11 protein-coding genes are annotated in these 16,281 nt (G+C 60.4%); 6 read left to right on the top strand and 5 right to left on the bottom strand.

The window, feature by feature from the left end; genetic code table 11:
• Nucleotides 1-68 precede the first annotated feature (68 nt).
• The 3 genes from zipA to K0H47_RS09335 form a co-directional block, all read right to left on the bottom strand.
• Entirely contained in the window at nt 69-920 is an 852-nt protein-coding gene (gene zipA / locus K0H47_RS09345; protein ID WP_017477161.1) for a cell division protein ZipA, read from the bottom strand.
• Between the two features lie 259 nt (nt 921-1,179).
• Entirely contained in the window at nt 1,180-4,668 is a 3,489-nt protein-coding gene (gene smc, locus K0H47_RS09340) for a chromosome segregation protein SMC (protein WP_219272425.1), read from the bottom strand.
• A 2-nt stretch (nt 4,669-4,670) separates the two neighbouring features.
• Complete coding sequence (locus tag K0H47_RS09335) at nt 4,671-5,330, bottom strand: GntR family transcriptional regulator (RefSeq protein ID WP_219272423.1); 660 nt, start codon at nt 5,328-5,330, stop codon at nt 4,671-4,673.
• A 280-nt stretch (nt 5,331-5,610) separates the two neighbouring features.
• Between K0H47_RS09335 and xdhA the strand changes: the two genes are divergently transcribed.
• The 4 genes from xdhA to guaD all read left to right on the top strand — a co-directional run bounded on the left by xdhA (nt 5,611) and on the right by guaD (nt 11,729).
• Nucleotides 5,611-7,059 carry a xanthine dehydrogenase small subunit gene (gene xdhA, locus K0H47_RS09330; RefSeq protein WP_219272422.1) on the top strand — a complete coding sequence of 483 codons (1,449 nt, stop codon included), beginning with the start codon at nt 5,611-5,613 and terminating at the stop codon, nt 7,057-7,059.
• Nucleotides 7,052-9,451 carry a xanthine dehydrogenase molybdopterin binding subunit gene (gene xdhB, locus K0H47_RS09325; protein WP_003219089.1) on the top strand — a complete coding sequence of 800 codons (2,400 nt, stop codon included), beginning with the start codon at nt 7,052-7,054 and terminating at the stop codon, nt 9,449-9,451. The genes xdhA and xdhB overlap by 8 nt, the downstream gene beginning before the upstream one ends.
• A 123-nt stretch (nt 9,452-9,574) precedes the next feature.
• Nucleotides 9,575-10,417 (top strand): xanthine dehydrogenase accessory protein XdhC, encoded by an 843-nt coding sequence (gene xdhC, locus K0H47_RS09320; protein ID WP_093200418.1) that lies wholly within the window; start codon nt 9,575-9,577, stop codon nt 10,415-10,417.
• 7 nt (nt 10,418-10,424) lie between these two features.
• On the top strand, nt 10,425-11,729 hold the full coding sequence (guaD, locus tag K0H47_RS09315) for a guanine deaminase (RefSeq protein WP_093200421.1): 1,305 nt from the start codon (nt 10,425-10,427) through the stop codon (nt 11,727-11,729).
• Nucleotides 11,730-11,852: 123 nt separating this feature from the next.
• Here the strand turns inward: guaD and K0H47_RS09310 are convergent, their stop codons facing one another.
• On the bottom strand, nt 11,853-12,617 hold the full coding sequence (locus K0H47_RS09310; RefSeq protein ID WP_017477154.1) for a GntR family transcriptional regulator: 765 nt from the start codon (nt 12,615-12,617) through the stop codon (nt 11,853-11,855).
• A 329-nt stretch (nt 12,618-12,946) separates the two neighbouring features.
• On the opposite strand from K0H47_RS09310, the gene K0H47_RS09305 reads away from it, so the two are divergent.
• Nucleotides 12,947-14,137, top strand: coding sequence for a benzoate/H(+) symporter BenE family transporter (locus K0H47_RS09305; RefSeq protein WP_177026892.1), 1,191 nt, complete (start codon nt 12,947-12,949; stop codon nt 14,135-14,137).
• 54 nt (nt 14,138-14,191) lie between these two features.
• Here the strand turns inward: K0H47_RS09305 and K0H47_RS09300 are convergent, their stop codons facing one another.
• On the bottom strand, nt 14,192-14,536 hold the full coding sequence (locus tag K0H47_RS09300) for a YggL family protein (RefSeq protein WP_003219101.1): 345 nt from the start codon (nt 14,534-14,536) through the stop codon (nt 14,192-14,194).
• A 235-nt stretch (nt 14,537-14,771) separates the two neighbouring features.
• Here K0H47_RS09300 and dacB point away from each other — a divergent pair, with 235 nt between their 5' ends.
• Nucleotides 14,772-16,232, top strand: coding sequence for a D-alanyl-D-alanine carboxypeptidase/D-alanyl-D-alanine-endopeptidase (gene dacB, locus K0H47_RS09295; RefSeq protein ID WP_003219103.1), 1,461 nt, complete (start codon nt 14,772-14,774; stop codon nt 16,230-16,232).
• The last annotated feature ends 49 nt before the right edge of the window (nt 16,233-16,281 follow it).

Here is a 16,281-nt window from a genome sequence, read left to right as displayed (position 1 = left end):
AAAAGAGCAGCCGAAGCTGCTCAATATGTTAGTGCATGAATTCTACAGGCAACGCTTAAGCTTGGACCTCAGCGCTTCTGTGTCAGGGCGCGACGCTCGAACTCGACGATGCGCTGACGGTAATGCTCGATGGTCTGGGCGGTCAGGACGCTGCGTTGGTCGTCCTTGAGCTCGCCGTTGAGTTCCTGGGACAGCTTGCGGGCAGCGGCCACCATCACGTCGAAGGCTTGTTTCGGGTGACGCGGGCCTGGCAAACCGAGGAAGAAGCTCACGGCCGGAGTGCTGAAATGGTCGATGTCGTCCAGATCAAAGATGCCCGGCTTGACCGCGTTGGCCATGGAGAACAGGACTTCGCCGTTACCGGCCATGCTTTCGTGGCGGTGGAAAATATCCATCTCGCCAAAACGCAGGCCGCTTTCCAGAATGTTTTGCAGCAAGGCCGGGCCCTTGAAGCCGGCGGCGTCGCGGCAGATCACGCTGATCACCAGCACCTCTTCGGCAGCCGGTTGATCCTTGACGGATTCTTTATGGGCGCTCTTGACCGGGGTTTCATCCGGGAAGTCACCGTCACGGCTGCTGAAGCTCGGACCTTCTTCCAGGTCCAGGTTCAGGTCACCCTGGGATGGCTCGCTGGCCGCACTGCGCTTGCCGCGCTTGGGTTCACGGGCTTCACGCACGGGTGCGCTCATCGACGGCAGGTCGTGCTCGTCCAGGTGCGGCTCTTTATGGTTATCCAGGACACGTGGTGGCCCCAGCAGCTCGGCGCTGCCGTCGTCGTCCGGCAAATTGGACAGGTTGCGGTCCAGGCGAAATTTCAACTTGCCCTTGCCGCCACGCATCCGGCGCCAGCCATCAAAAAGAATACCGGCAATGACAATAATGCCGATGACGATCAGCCACTCGCGCAGACCGATTTCCATGTAATCCCGTGCCTCTAATAAAAAATGCTGAAAAATAAGGGGTTTAGCACCGTGCAAACCGCTTTAAAACGTGGCGCCAACTCTATGTTCTGAATGACGTTTTGCCCACGCATACGAAAATTTGACATTAAACTAGCACGACCAAAGATAACTTTACACCGTCTGTCAAAATGCCTTGAACAAATATGTCCATTTGCCACTTTTCCCAGACCGGTAAATCACCTTACATCCTGCTGAAAATCCTCCTGCGAAGTGCGCCTCAGGATTCCACCAGCGCCATCGCCTCTTCGACATCCACCGCCACCAAACGCGAACAGCCCGGCTCGTGCATCGTCACACCCATCAATTGATCAGCCATTTCCATGGCGATCTTGTTGTGGGTGATATAGATGAACTGCACCGTCTGGGACATCTCTTTAACCAGTCGGGCGTACCGTCCAACGTTAGCGTCATCCAGCGGAGCGTCAACTTCGTCGAGCATGCAAAACGGTGCCGGGTTCAACTTGAAGATCGCAAATACCAGGGCCAATGCCGTCAGTGCCTTCTCGCCACCGGACAGCAAATGGATGGTGCTGTTCTTCTTGCCCGGAGGCCGCGCCATGATCGTTACCCCTGTATCGAGTAGATCTTCGCCCGTCAGTTCCAAGTAAGCGCTGCCACCACCGAAAACTTTCGGGAATAACGCCTGTAAACCGCCATTAATCTGATCAAAGGTATCTTTGAAGCGATTACGGGTTTCCTTGTCGATCTTGCGGATCACGTTTTCCAGGGTGTCCAGGGCTTCGACAAGATCGGCGTTCTGCGCGTCCAGATAACGTTTGCGCTCGGACTGCTGCTGGTACTCGTCGATAGCCGCGAGGTTGATCGCGCCGAGTCGTTGAATGCGTGCGGCAATCCGTTCAAGTTCTTCTTCGGCTTCTTTCTCGTTGGCCTCGGCGGTCAGGGTATTGAGCACGCCGTGCAGGTCGTAGCCGTCTTCCAGCAACTGGTCTTGCAGGGTTTTGCGTCGAACCGTCAGGGCCTGCCATTCCATGCGCTGCTGTTCGAGTTGGCCACGGATCAGCTGCGATTGCTGCTCGGCCTGGGTCCGGCGCTTTTCGGCGTCGCGCAGTTCGCGATCGGCATCTTCCAGGGCGATTTGTGCGGTCTTGAGCTCTTCGTCGACGGTCATGCGCTTGTCGAGCAACTCTTCAAGTTTCAGGCGCAGCTCTTCCAGCGGGGCTTCGCCCTCCTCCAGGTTGAGGCTCAGTTGCTCGCGCTTTTCGGTCAGGCGTTCGGACTGCATTTCCAGACGTTCAAGGGCCTGGCGCGTGGAGTCGTGTTGCGCCCGCAGGGAGCCAAGGCGCACGGCCAGTTGATGGGCATGGTCCTTGTGCTGGCGGGCTTCTTGACGCACCCGGTCGAGGCGCTCGCGCAAGCTGTCGCGCTGGGCCAGCAGCAACTCGCGCTGCTCGGTGTCCAGGGCCATGCTGTCGAGGGCTTCCTGCAGTTGCAGGCGCGCTTCGCCGACTTGTTCGTGTTCGAGGGCGCGTTGCTCGCCCATCTCCGCCACTTCTTCGTCGAGCCGGGTGCAGCGCAAGGTCAGTTGCTCGACCTTGGCCTTGCTCGCCGAGAGCTGGGCTTTCAATTCGCCTTGCTGGCGCGCTTCGTCCTGCAACAGCCGGCGCAGGTGTTCGCGGCCGGTCTCTTGCTGGCGCTGGGTGGCGCGCAAGGTTTGCAGCTGGTTTTCCAGGGATTCAAGGGTGGCTTCGCGCTCTTCCCGTTCGGCGGTCAGGTTGACGATTTCCTGGCCACGGGCCAATACGCCGCTTTCCGCTTCGCTGGCACGACGCACCCGCAGGAAGTGCCGGCCGATCCAAAAGCCGTCACGGCTGATCAGGCTTTGCCCGGCCGCCAATTGGCCACGCTGGGCCAAGGCCTGCTCAAGACTGTCCACCGGTTTGACCTGACCCAGCCAAGGCGACAGATCAATCGCCGCCTCGACCTTGTCCAGCAGGCTGCCCGGTACGCGTGTGCCGTCTGCCGCGGGGCTAAGCAATCGCAAATCACCCTGGGTAAAGCCCGCCAGATCGAAACCGCCAAAATCATCCACCAACACGGCTTGCAGGTCGGCACCGAGGACGGTTTCCACCGCCAGCTCCCAACCGGCTTCAACCTTCAAGCCTTCGGCCAGGCGCGGACGCTCGGCCAGGTGTTGATCACGCAACCATTCGGCAGTGCCGGTGCCCGGGTCGAGCGCCGCTTGCTGCAAGGCTTCAAGGGAGGCCAATCGACCGTTAAGCCGCTGCAAATCCCCCTGGGCGGTTTGCTGCGCCTGGGTCGCCTGCTGCAGTTGCTGACGCAATTGCTCCAGGCGCTCCACTTGTTGTTCTTCGCTGGCTTCCAGCTCTTCCAGGGTCATTTCGCTTTCGGCGAGTTTCTCGCTCAGCTCGAGGATCGCCGCGTCTTCCGGGTCGGCCGCGAGCAGCACGCGCTCTTCCAGCAAGCGCCGCTGACGCTCGGCCAGACGCTCCATGCTGGTTTCCAGTTGCTGGATGCGCGATTGCTGCACCTCAGCCTGGCGGCGCGGCTCGGCGGATTGCAGGTTGAACGTGTCCCACTGCTCCTGCCAGGCGTGCATGGTGGTTTCGGATTCTTCCAGGGCCACAGCGGCTTCCTCGGCGGCGGCGCTGGTGACTTCCTGCTCCGGGGTGAGCATGTCCAGCTCCTCCCCGAGGGTCAGCAACAAGGTGCGGTCGTGGCCCAGGTGCGATTCGGTTTCCAGGCGCGCGCGTTCGGCCTCCTTCAGGTCGTCCTGCAACTGGCGCAAGCGTTGCTGGCCGTGCTGGATGCTCTGCTCGACCCGGGCGATGTCACCGCCCACCGAATAGAAGCGCCCCTGCACCAGATTGAAGCGCTCGGACAGGTCATGGTGACCGTCCCGCAGGCGCTCGATGCTGGCGTCGGCATTGCGCTGTTCAGCCACTAACGCTTCGAAGCTGATTTCCTGGGTGCCGATGATCGCTTCGCGCTGGCCCACTTGATCATTCAATGCCTGCCAGCGCAGGGCTGACAGTTGCGCTTTGAGCTGACGCTCCTCGCCCTTGTATTCCTGATACTTCTCGGCCGCCTGGGCCTGACGGTGCAGGCGCTCCAACTGGCGCTCCAACTCTTCACGCAGGTCGGTCAGACGGGCAAGGTTTTCATGGGTGCGACGGATACGGTTTTCGGTCTCGCGCCGGCGCTCCTTGTACTTGGAGATGCCGGCCGCTTCCTCGATAAAGTTACGCAGGTCTTCGGGCTTGGCTTCGATCAGCTTGGAGATCATGCCCTGCTCGATGATCGAGTAGCTGCGCGGGCCCAGGCCAGTGCCGAGGAAGATGTCGGTAATGTCCCGCCGGCGGCACTTGGTGCCGTTGAGGAAATAGCTGTTCTGGCTGTCGCGGGTGACTTTGCGGCGGATGGAAATTTCCGCGTAGGCCGCGTACTCGCCCACCAGGGTGCCGTCGGAGTTATCAAACACCAGTTCAATGCTGGCCTGGCTCACTGGCTTGCGGCTGGTGGAGCCGTTGAAGATGACGTCGGTCATCGACTCGCCACGCAGGTTTTTCGCGGAGCTCTCGCCCATCACCCAGCGTACGGCGTCGATGATGTTCGACTTGCCGCAGCCATTGGGCCCGACCACTGCCGCCATATTACTGGGGAAGTTCACCGTGGTCGGGTCGACGAAGGATTTGAACCCCGCCAGTTTGATGCACTTGAGCCGCACGCTTAGGCTTCCGCCAACGCAGCAATAACCAGCGAGCAACTGCGCTCGCCGTAGGCCGAGAGCACCTGGCGAATCTGTGGCAGGTCACGGGCCAGCACGGCGGCTAGCAACTGCTCGAACAGCACCAGGTACTCGCTCATGGACGCCTTGCGTTGATCCAGCGCCAGATAATAGGCACGGTTCATCGCCGGCTGCAGGTTCTCGACGGTTTCCTGCAGATACGGGTTGTTGGCGAACGGATAGGCGGCACGCATCACGTTGAAGCTTTCTTCGACGAAGGCGCGGATGTCCTGGCGTTCGAAGCTGGCGACCAGACGCTGCTGGATCTGCACAAACGGCGCCATGTCGGCCTGGGTCTGCCAGCCGGCGGCGACCGCGTCGCCCAGCAGGATGTACAGCTCACCCATCAGCGTGCACAGGCTCTGCACCTTGTGGGCAGTCAGCTCGGTGACATGGGCGCCGCGGCGCGGCAGGATTGCGATCAGGTGCCGACGCTCAAGGATCAGCAAGGCTTCGCGCACGGAACCACGGCTGACATTGAGCGCCAGTGTGACCTTCTGCTCCTGGATCCGCTCCCCAGGCTTGAGGTCGCCGCGAATGATACGTTCGGCGAGGTGGTGAGCGATTTGCTCGGCAAGACTATCCGGCGCCTTGAACGTCATGTTTTCCCTTCAAAATCTTCTATCGGTACGAGCGCGGCAGTGTAGCGCACTTGCCCATTGATGGCGTACGGCCCACAAGCACGAATTTGGCATGAAATAAGCAACCGTTAAAGTCCAGAAGCCCCTAAAAACGGCGGTTCCAGAGAACTGGACCATAATTAAGGATGTTGAGATCGCATTTTCTTGACCTTTAGGTCAGAAAATCGTTGACCGAAAAGTCAGACATGACTAGATTCGGCGCAAAGCGGTTAACAACAATAATGAGTCTGCGAGGCCTTCCGTGATCCAGTTTTTACTAAACCAGGAGCTCCGTAGCGAGCACGCCCTGGACCCGAACCTGACCGTGCTCAACTATTTGCGTGAGCACCTGGGCAAATCCGGCACCAAGGAAGGCTGCGCCAGCGGCGACTGTGGCGCCTGTACCGTGGTGGTCGGCGAGCTGCACACCGACGATCAAGGCGCGGAGCAGATTCGCTATCGCAGCCTCAACTCGTGCCTGACCTTTGTCTCATCCCTGCACGGCAAGCAACTGATCAGCGTCGAAGACCTCAAGCACCAGGGCCAACTCCACAGCGTGCAACAGGCCATGGTGGAGTGCCACGGTTCGCAATGCGGCTTCTGCACCCCGGGCTTTGTGATGTCGCTGTTCGCCCTGCAAAAAAACAGTGATGCACCCGACAGCCAGAAAGCCCATGAAGCCCTGGCCGGCAATCTCTGCCGCTGCACCGGTTATCGCCCGATTCTCGCCGCCGCCGAACAGGCCTGCTGCAACAAGCCCCAGGACCAGTTCGACAGCCGCCAGACCGACACCATCACCCGCCTGAAATCCATCGCCCCGACGCAAACCGGTGAATTGAACAGCGGTGATAAACGCTGCCTGGTACCGTTGACCGTCGCCGACTTGGCGGACCTGTACGACGCTTACCCACAAGCCCGGCTGTTGGCCGGCGGCACCGACCTGGCGCTGGAAGTCACCCAGTTCCACCGCACGCTGCCGGTGATGATCTACGTTGGCAATATCGAAGAAATGAAGCGCATCGAAAGCTTCGACGACCGCCTGGAAATCGGCGCCGCCACTTCCCTGTCCGACTGCTACACCGCACTCAACAACGAATACCCGGACTTCGGCGAATTGCTCCACCGCTTCGCTTCGTTGCAGATCCGCAACCAGGGCACCCTGGGCGGCAATATCGGCAACGCCTCGCCCATCGGTGATTCACCGCCACTGCTGATCGCCCTAGGCGCGCAGATCGTACTGTGCAAAGGCAACACCCGTCGCACTCTGGCCCTGGAAGACTACTTCATCGACTACCGTGTCACTGCCCGCCAGGACAGCGAATTCATCGAAAAAATCATCGTGCCCAAAGGCGTGCCGCTGTTCCGTGCCTATAAGGTTTCCAAGCGTCTGGACGATGACATTTCCGCCGTCTGCGCCGCCTTCAACCTCAAGATTGATAACGGCGTGATCACGGATGCCCGCGTGGCGTTCGGTGGCATGGCCGCCACCCCAAAACGTGCGAAAAGCTGCGAAGCCGCGCTGAACGGCGCCACCTGGAATTCCGCCACCGTGGAAAAAGCCTGCGCCGCGCTGGCCGAAGATTTCACCCCGCTGTCGGACTTCCGCGCCAGCAAGGAATACCGCCTGCTCAGCGCACAAAACCTGCTGCGCAAATACTTCATCGAACTGCAAACGCCGCACATCGAGACTCGGGTGACCGCTTATGTCTAACCATCATGCCGTGGAAAAATCCCAAGCCGAACTCGCCGAACTGTTCGCCAAGGACCTGACCAGCGGAGTCGGTCGCAGCGTCAAGCACGACAGCGCCGCCAAGCACGTCTCGGGCGAGGCGCAGTACATCGATGACCGCCTGGAATTTCCAAACCAGTTGCACCTGTACGCACGCATGTCGGACCGCGCCCACGCAAAAATCCTCAGCATCGACACCGCGCCCTGCTACGCCTTTGAGGGTGTGCGCATCGTCATCACCCACGAAGACGTGCCGGGCCTGAAAGACATCGGCCCGCTGATGCCCGGCGACCCGTTGCTGGCCATCGACACCGTGCAGTTCGTCGGCCAGGTGGTGCTGGCCGTCGCCGCCCGCGACTTGGAAACCGCGCGCAAAGCCGCCATGGCTGCCGTAATCGAATACGAAGACCTGGAGCCGGTGCTGGACGTGGTCGAGGCGTTTCGCAAAAAACACTTCGTGCTGGACAGCCACACCCATCAACGCGGTGATTCGGCGGGGGCGCTGGCGACCGCCAAAAACCGTATCCAGGGCACCCTGCACATCGGCGGCCAGGAACACTTCTACCTGGAAACCCAGATCTCTTCAGTGATGCCCACTGAAGACGGCGGCATGATTGTCTATTGCTCCACGCAAAACCCCACCGAAGTGCAGAAGCTGGTGGCCGAAGTACTCGACGTGTCGATGAACAAAATCGTGGTCGACATGCGCCGCATGGGCGGTGGTTTTGGCGGCAAGGAAACCCAGGCCGCCAGTCCGGCATGCCTGTGCGCCGTGGTCGCACGCCTCACCGGCCAGCCAACCAAGATGCGCCTGCCACGGGTCGAAGACATGCTGATGACCGGCAAGCGCCACCCGTTCTATATCGAATACGACGTGGGCTTCGACGACAGCGGCCGGCTGCACGGTATCAACCTGGATCTGGCGGGCAACTGCGGCTGCTCGCCGGACCTGTCGAACTCGATTGTCGACCGCGCAATGTTCCACTCCGACAACTCGTATTACCTGGGCGACGCCACCGTCAACGGCCACCGCTGCAAGACCAACACCGCGTCCAACACGGCTTATCGTGGCTTCGGCGGCCCCCAAGGCATGGTCGCCATCGAGGAAGTGATGGACGCGATTGCCCGGCACCTGGCCCTCGACCCGCTGGCCGTGCGCAAGGCCAACTACTATGGCAAGACCGAGCGCAACGTCACCCACTACTACCAGACCGTCGAGCACAACATGCTCGAAGAAATGACCGCCGAACTGGAACAAAGCAGCCAGTATTTCGAGCGCCGCGAAGCGATCCGTCGCTACAACGCCAACAGCCCGATCCTGAAAAAAGGCCTGGCGCTGACGCCGGTGAAATTCGGGATATCCTTTACCGCCAGCTTCCTCAACCAGGCCGGTGCGCTGATCCACATCTACACCGACGGCAGCATCCACCTGAACCACGGCGGCACCGAGATGGGCCAGGGCTTGAACATCAAGGTCGCGCAGGTGGTGGCCGAGATCTTCCAGGTGGAAATCGACCGCGTACAAATCACCGCCACCAACACCGACAAGGTGCCCAACACCTCACCGACCGCCGCGTCCAGCGGTGCCGACTTGAACGGCAAGGCTGCACAGAACGCCGCCGAAACCATCAAGCAGCGCCTGGTGGAATTTGCCGCGCGCAAGTATGAAGTCAGCGAGGCCGACGTTGAATTCCACAACGGGCATGTGCGGGTTCGCGATCACATCCTGACCTTTGAAGCGTTGATCCAGCAGGCGTATTTCGCCCAGGTGTCGCTGTCGAGCACCGGTTTCTACAAGACCCCGAAAATTTTCTACGACCGCAGCCAGGCGCGTGGCCGACCGTTCTACTACTTCGCGTTCGGCGCGGCCTGTTGCGAAGTGATCGTCGACACGCTGACCGGCGAATACAAAATGCTGCGCACCGACATCCTGCACGACGTGGGCGCCTCGCTGAACCCGGCCATCGACATCGGCCAGGTCGAAGGCGGCTTCATCCAGGGCATGGGCTGGCTGACCATGGAAGAGCTGGTCTGGAATAACAAAGGCAAGCTGATGACCAATGGCCCGGCCAGCTACAAGATCCCGGCGGTCGCCGACATGCCGCTGGACCTGCGGGTGAAGCTGGTGGAAAACCGCAAGAACCCGGAAGACACGGTGTTCCATTCCAAGGCCGTGGGCGAGCCACCGTTCATGCTCGGTATTGCCTCGTGGTGTGCGATCAAGGATGCGGTGGCGAGCCTGGGTGACTATCGCCATCAGCCGAAGATTGATGCACCGGCAACCCCGGAGCGGGTGTTGTGGGGGTGTGAGCAGATGCGCCAGTTGACCGCCGCAAAAGCTGTGGAAACGGAAACCGAGTTGGCTTCGCTTTAGACCGAGGCGCTGCCATCGCGGGCAAGCCCGGCTCCCACATTCTGATGTGTGAACCCAATCAAATGTGGGAGCTGGCTTGCCTGCGATAGCGGTCGAACTGACAACAGAGATGCTGAGGTAAACATGAACAACTGGATCAGCGCCCTCGCCGACCTGCAGAACCAGGGTGAACCCTGCGTGCTGGTGACCATCATCGAAGAGCTCGGCTCCACACCGCGCAATGCCGGCTCGAAGATGGTGATCAGCGCCGCCCACACCTTCGACACCATCGGTGGCGGGCACCTGGAATACAAGGCGATGCAGATCGCCCGGGACATGCTCGTGCGGGGCCAGCAGAACACCCACCTGGAGCGCTTCAGCCTCGGCGCAAGCCTGGGCCAGTGCTGCGGCGGCGTGACGGTGCTGTTGTTCGAACCCATGGGCCAGGTGCAGGCGCACATCGCGGTGTTCGGCGCCGGCCATGTCGGCCGTGCGCTGGTGCCGTTGCTGGCCAGCCTGCCATGCCGGGTGCGCTGGATCGATTCCCGGGAACAGGAATTCCCGGAACACATCCCCCAAGGCGTGCGTAAAATCGTCAGCGAAGAGCCGGTGGATGAAATCGACCACTTGCCCGCAGGCAGTTACTGCATCGTCATGACCCACAACCACGCACTGGACCTGGAACTGACCGCCGCCCTGCTCAAGCGCAATGACTTTACCTACTTCGGCCTGATCGGTTCGAAGACCAAGCGCGTCAAGTTTGAACACCGCCTGCGGGATCGCGGTTTCGACACAGCGCACCTGCAACGCATGCATTGCCCGATGGGGTTGACTGAGGTCAAAGGCAAACTGCCTGTGGAAATTGCCATCTCCATCGCCGGCGAAATCATCGCCACCTATAACGCCAATTTCGGCCAGCACACTGCGAGCGCCGAACCCATTGCCAAACTGCTGCCGGTATCCCGCCGCAGCCAAGCGACTAACTGAGACGACCATGCCTTTGACACGCAAAGCCTACCGTGCCGCCATTTTGCACAGCATCGCCGACCCTGCCGAAGTGGGGATCGAAGCCTCCTATGAGTATTTCGAAGACGGCCTGCTGGTGATCGACAACGGCCAGATCAGCACCCTGGGTCACGCCAGCGAATTGCTCGCTACCCTGCCCGCCGACATCGAAGTCACCCATTACCAGGACGCGCTGATCACCCCCGGCCTGATCGACACCCACATTCACCTGCCGCAAACCGGCATGGTCGGTGCCTATGGCGAGCAGTTGCTGGACTGGCTCAATACCTACACCTTCCCGTGTGAAAGCCAGTTCGCCGACAAGGCCCACGCCGAAGAAGTCGCGGACATTTTCATCAAGGAATTGCTGCGCAACGGCACCACCACCGCCCTGGTATTCGGCAGCGTGCACCCGCAGTCAGTGAACTCGTTTTTTGAAGCGGCCGAGAAGCTCGACCTGCGGATGATCGCCGGCAAGGTGATGATGGACCGCAACGCGCCGGACTATCTGACCGACACCGCCGAATCCGGCTACGCGGAAAGCAAGGCGCTGATCGAGCGCTGGCATGGCAAGGGCCGTTTGCACTACGCGGTAACGCCACGTTTCGCACCGACCAGTACGCCCGAACAGCTGACCCTCGCCGGACAGTTGCTGGGGGAGTACCCGGACCTGTACATGCAGACCCACATCAGTGAAAACCTGCAGGAAGTGGAGTGGGTGAAAGAACTGTTCCCGGAGCGTAAGGGCTACCTGGACGTGTACGACCATTACAAACTGCTGGGTGAGCGCTCGGTGTTCGCCCACGGTGTGCACCTGTGCGATGACGAGTGCGCGCGACTGGCAGAAGCAGGCTCGGCAGTCGCATTCTGCCCGACGTCGAACTTCTTCCTGGGCAGCGGGTTGTTCAACCTGCCGATGGCCGAGAAGCACAAGCTGAATGTCGGCCTGGGTACGGATGTCGGCGGTGGCACCAGCTTCTCGCTGCTGCAGACACTGAACGAAGCGTACAAGGTGATGCAGCTGCAAGGGGCGCGGTTGAGCCCGTTCAAGTCGTTGTACCTGGCGACCCTGGGCGGTGCGCGAGCACTGCGGTTGGAAGACAAGATCGGCACCCTGCAACCGGGTACTGATGCCGACTTCCTGGTGCTGGATTACAACGCCACCCCGCTGCTCAGCTATCGCCTGAAGCAGGCCAACAACATTGCCGAGACGTTGTTTGTATTGATGACACTGGGGGATGACCGGGCGGTGTTGCAGACGTATGCGGCGGGGCAATTGGTGCACCAACGCTGATTTAACCAGCACCACAAACCAAATGTGGGAGCTGGCTTGCCTGCGATGCAGACACCTCGGTGTATCAGTGATACCGAGGTGATGCTATCGCAGGCAAGCCAGCTCCCACATGTTTGATCGGGTTTACAACTTTACAGACGAGCGCCCCGGCTTCTTGGTCTGCAACAAATGCGAGAACACCGCATGCAGATCATCGGAAGCGCTCTCCTCATCGAGGTTGAGCTTGCTGTCGATGTGATCCATGTGATGCATCATCAGGTTCACCGCCAGACCCGCATCCCGCGCTTCGATCGCGTCGATCAGCTGGGTGTGTTCATCGTAGGAACAGTGGGAGCGGTTGCCGCTTTCATACTGGGCGATGATCAACGAGGTCTGGGACACCAGGCTGCGCTGGAAGCTGATCAACGGGGCATTCTTCGCCGCCTCGGCCAGTTTCAGGTGGAACTCGCCGGAAAGCCGGATACCCGCACCGCGATCGCCCCGGGAGAAGCTGTCGCGCTCGTCGTTGACCATCTGCCGCAGCTCGGCCAGTTGCTCGGCCGTGGCATGCTGTACCGCCAACTCAGTGATCGCACGCTCCACCAGACGCCGGGCGAGGAACACCTGGCGGGCTTCCTCGACACTTGGGCTGGCCACTACCGCACCCCGATTGGGCCGCAGCAGTACCACGCCTTCATGGGCCAGGCGCGACAGTGCGCGACGGATGATGGTGCGGCTGACGCCAAAGATTTCGCCCAGCGCTTCTTCACTCAATTTGGTACCGGGCGCCAGGCGTTGTTCGAGGATCGCCTCGAAGATATGCGCGTAGACGATATCGTCCTGGGTTCCACTGCGACCGGCCTTACCGGCTCGCGGTTGTTTCTTGAGGGGCTGCAACTGTTCGTTCATGGGCACTCGGGTCGGGAGAACGGCGGCGAATTGACGTTGACTGTAATACGGCACAGAGGGTCGCTGGCAAGTATCGCGTAAAATCAGCGCACATTGTACACAACCCACTGCGCCAACACACTGTACGGCTGTTTGCGGCGCCGGCTGTATTGCAATGAATCGTTACGTTTGAGTTTAGGCTTGATTCCGCACTTTCTCCTTTGTAGGAGCGAGCTTGCTCGCGAAAAACGTATAAGCACCGCATTCAGTCAGGATGCCAGCATCATCGTTAACGACCTTCGCGAGCAAGCTCGCTCCTACAGACAGCCCGGTAAAAGGAACACCGCCCCATGTCCGACGCCCCCCAAGCGCGATTACGCCCACTGGCCGACACTTCGCCTTCGGCCATCGTCGCCGGTTTCATCGCCATGATGACCGGCTACACCAGCTCCCTGGTGCTGATGTTTCAAGCTGGCCAAGCCGCCGGCCTGACCACGGCGCAAATTTCCTCGTGGATCTGGGCGATTTCCATCGGCATGGCGGTGTGCAGCATTGGTCTGTCCCTGCGCTATCGCACGCCGATCACCATTGCCTGGTCCACCCCGGGGGCGGCGCTGTTGATCACCAGCCTGGGCGGTGTGAGTTACGGCGAAGCCATCGGCGCCTACATCACCTGTGCGGTGCTGGTGACAATCTGCGGGTTGACCGGCAGCTTCGAAAAACTCGTCAAGCGCATCCCGGCGTCCCTGGCGGCGGCCTTGCTGGCGGGCATTCTGTTCAAGATCGGCAGCGAGATTTTTGTCGCCGCGCAGCACCGTACCGGGCTGGTGCTGGGGATGTTCTTCACTTACCTGGTCATCAAGCGCCTGTCGCCGCGTTATGCCGTGCTCGCGGCATTGCTGATCGGCACGGCGCTGTCCGGGCTGATGGGACTGCTGGATTTCAGCGGCTTCCACCTCGAAGTAGCAACCCCGGTGTGGACCACGCCGCATTTCTCCCTGGCGGCGACCATCAGCATCGGCATCCCGCTGTTCGTGGTGGCCATGACCTCGCAAAACATGCCGGGGGTCGCCGTGTTGCGGGCCGACGGCTATAACGTGCCGGCTTCACCCTTGATCACCACCACCGGCCTGGCCTCGCTGGTGCTGGCGCCGTTTGGCTCACATGGCATCAACCTGGCAGCCATCAGCGCGGCGATCTGCACCGGACCCCATGCCCATGAGGATCGCAACAAGCGCTATACCGCCGCGGTCTGGTGCGGGATTTTCTATGGGATTGCCGGGGTGTTTGGCGCGACGTTGGCCGCGTTGTTCGCTGCGTTACCCAAGGAACTGGTGCTGTCGATTGCGGCATTGGCGTTGTTTGGCTCGATCATCAATGGCCTGAGCATCGCCATGAATGAGCCCAAGGAACGGGAGGCAGCGTTGATCACCTTCATGGTCACAGCGTCGGGGTTGACGTTGTTTTCCATCGGTTCGGCGTTCTGGGGGATTGTCGCGGGGGTGTTGACGCTGGTGATTCTGAACTGGCGCAAGGCCTGATTCTTTAGACCCAGTAACGAAAAAGCGACCCGGGCGGGTCGCTTTTTCATGACATCAGACTGCCGGGTTGATCGGCTTTTCTGGATGCCAAGCGTCCAACAGGGCGCTGACTTCAACGCGGGTCAGCTCTGGACGAGCCTTCAGCCACGCTTCAACAGCGGCACGCTGTTCTTCGTTGACCGAACCACGGGTGGCTTTGCAAACCAGACCGAAGTCATCACCGCCGACGTAGTCCAGGCCGTTGCCGTCCATTGCTTCAGTCAGGAATGCTTCGAGGAAAGCGTCAACCGCTTCATCGTCCAAACCTTCTTTGAAGTCCAGGTTCAGTTCGAAACCCAGCTCTTGAAATTCATCAACGCACAGTTTTTTGCGCAGACGCCGGGAACGGTTAGTCGCCATTGGAACAATCCTCTTAAGTAATAACGGGCGGCACTTTAGCAGTTTAAGCAGGCCTTTGCCCGATTCTCTGGGACAGGCGGCACAGTGCCAGTAAAAAAAACCGCCAATTGCAGCTATCGTTCAGCCACAAGTGCGACAGCCTTGGGGCATAATGCCGACACTTTCATGACCATTGAGGGATTTTTCGTACATACCCCTCACCTTTTTACCCCTCAGCAGTAGGGTTTTAATTCTTATGATCAAATCTTTGCGTCCACTGTTACTCGCCAGTTTTCTTCTCCCCCTGGCTTTTTCCGTTACCGCTGCCCCGATCAACACTTCCCTGCCGCCCAAGGTCCAGGAAGCCCTCCAGAAAGCCAAGCTGCAAAACAATGCCCTGTCCCTGGTGATGATTCCCCTCAATGGCCCGGGCACCCCTACCGTGTTCAACGCCGACGTATCGGTCAACCCGGCCTCCACCATGAAGCTGGTCACCACCTACGCGGCCCTGGAAATGCTCGGCCCCAACCATCAGTGGAAAACCGAGTTCTACACCGACGGCACCCTCAGCGGCGGCATCCTGAACGGCAACCTGTACCTCAAGGGCGGCGGCGACCCCAAGCTGAACATGGAAAAACTCTGGCTGCTGATGCGCGACCTGCGGGCCAATGGCGTGCAGCAAGTGACCGGCGACCTGGTACTCGACCGTGGCTTCTTCATCCCGCCGCAACTGCCGGAGTTCAATGACGACGGCAACGACGAGAACAAGCCGTTCCTGGTCAAGCCCGATGCCCTGATGGTCAACCTCAAGGCGCTGCGCTTCGTCACCCGCAATGACTCGGGCAAGGTACTGGTGTCGGTCGAGCCGCCGATTGCGAGCATTCGCATCGACAACCAGGTCAAGGTCTCCAACGCTAAACAGTGCACCGGTGACGTGCGCTACAGCCCGATGACTGCCGCCGATGGCAGCGTCACCGTGACCGTCAGCGGCCAGTTGGCGGATGGCTGCAGCTCGCAGACGTATCTGTCACTGCTGGACCACGCCACCTACACCGCCGGCGCCGTTCGGGCGATCTGGAAGGAACTGGGTGGCAGCATCCAGGGCCGTGACATCCAGGCGCCGGTACCGAAGAACGCCAAAGTGCTGGCTCGTGCGTTCTCGCCGGACTTGGCGGAAATCATCCGCGACATCAACAAATACAGTAACAACACCATGGCCCAGCAGCTGTTCCTGAGCCTGGGCGCGCAGTACCGCACCGATGCCGATGGCGACGACGCCAAGGCGGCCCAGCGCGTGGTGCGCCAATGGCTGGCGAAAAAAGGCATCACCGCACCGCACCTGGTGATGGAGAACGGTTCCGGCCTGTCCCGTGCCGAACGGGTCAGCGCCCGCGAGATGGCAACCATGCTGCAAGCAGCGTGGAGAAGCCCGTACGCGGCGGAATACATCAGCTCGCTGCCGATTGCCGGCACCGACGGCACCATGCGTAAACGCCTGAAGACCACGGCCATGCGCGGCGAGGCCCACGTCAAGACCGGCACCCTGAACACCGTGCGCGCGATCGCCGGGTTCAGCCGCGACAACAATGGCAATACCTGGGCCGTGGTGGCAATTCTCAACGATCCGAAACCGTGGGGGGCTTCTTCAGTGCTGGACCAGGTGCTGCTGGACCTGTATCGCCAGCCGAAGCTGGCGGCGGCTGCCCCGGTCCTCTAACAGCAGCAAATATCAAATGTGGGAGCTGTCGAGCTTTAGCGAGACTGCG

The organism is Pseudomonas sp. Xaverov 83 (assembly GCF_019352905.1).
Classification (GTDB): domain Bacteria; phylum Pseudomonadota; class Gammaproteobacteria; order Pseudomonadales; family Pseudomonadaceae; genus Aquipseudomonas; species Aquipseudomonas yamanorum.
The sequence above is the reverse complement of the archived record's forward strand: the minus strand, read 5'-3'. Positions and strand labels throughout refer to the sequence as shown.

Bases quoted from the DNA above. Each gene is read 5' to 3' on its own strand.
- K0H47_RS09310 (WP_017477154.1), bottom strand. From the start codon at position 12,617: ATGAACGAACAGTTGCAGCCCCTCAAGAAACAACCGCGAGCCGGTAAG.
- xdhB (WP_003219089.1), top strand. From the start codon at position 7,052: ATGTCTAACCATCATGCCGTGGAAAAATCCCAAGCCGAACTCGCCGAA.
- K0H47_RS09305 (WP_177026892.1), top strand. From the start codon at position 12,947: ATGTCCGACGCCCCCCAAGCGCGATTACGCCCACTGGCCGACACTTCG.
- dacB (WP_003219103.1), top strand. From the start codon at position 14,772: ATGATCAAATCTTTGCGTCCACTGTTACTCGCCAGTTTTCTTCTCCCC.
- xdhC (WP_093200418.1), top strand. From the start codon at position 9,575: ATGAACAACTGGATCAGCGCCCTCGCCGACCTGCAGAACCAGGGTGAA.
- K0H47_RS09335 (WP_219272423.1), bottom strand. From the start codon at position 5,330: ATGACGTTCAAGGCGCCGGATAGTCTTGCCGAGCAAATCGCTCACCAC.
- zipA (WP_017477161.1), bottom strand. From the start codon at position 920: ATGGAAATCGGTCTGCGCGAGTGGCTGATCGTCATCGGCATTATTGTC.
- K0H47_RS09300 (WP_003219101.1), bottom strand. From the start codon at position 14,536: ATGGCGACTAACCGTTCCCGGCGTCTGCGCAAAAAACTGTGCGTTGAT.
- guaD (WP_093200421.1), top strand. From the start codon at position 10,425: ATGCCTTTGACACGCAAAGCCTACCGTGCCGCCATTTTGCACAGCATC.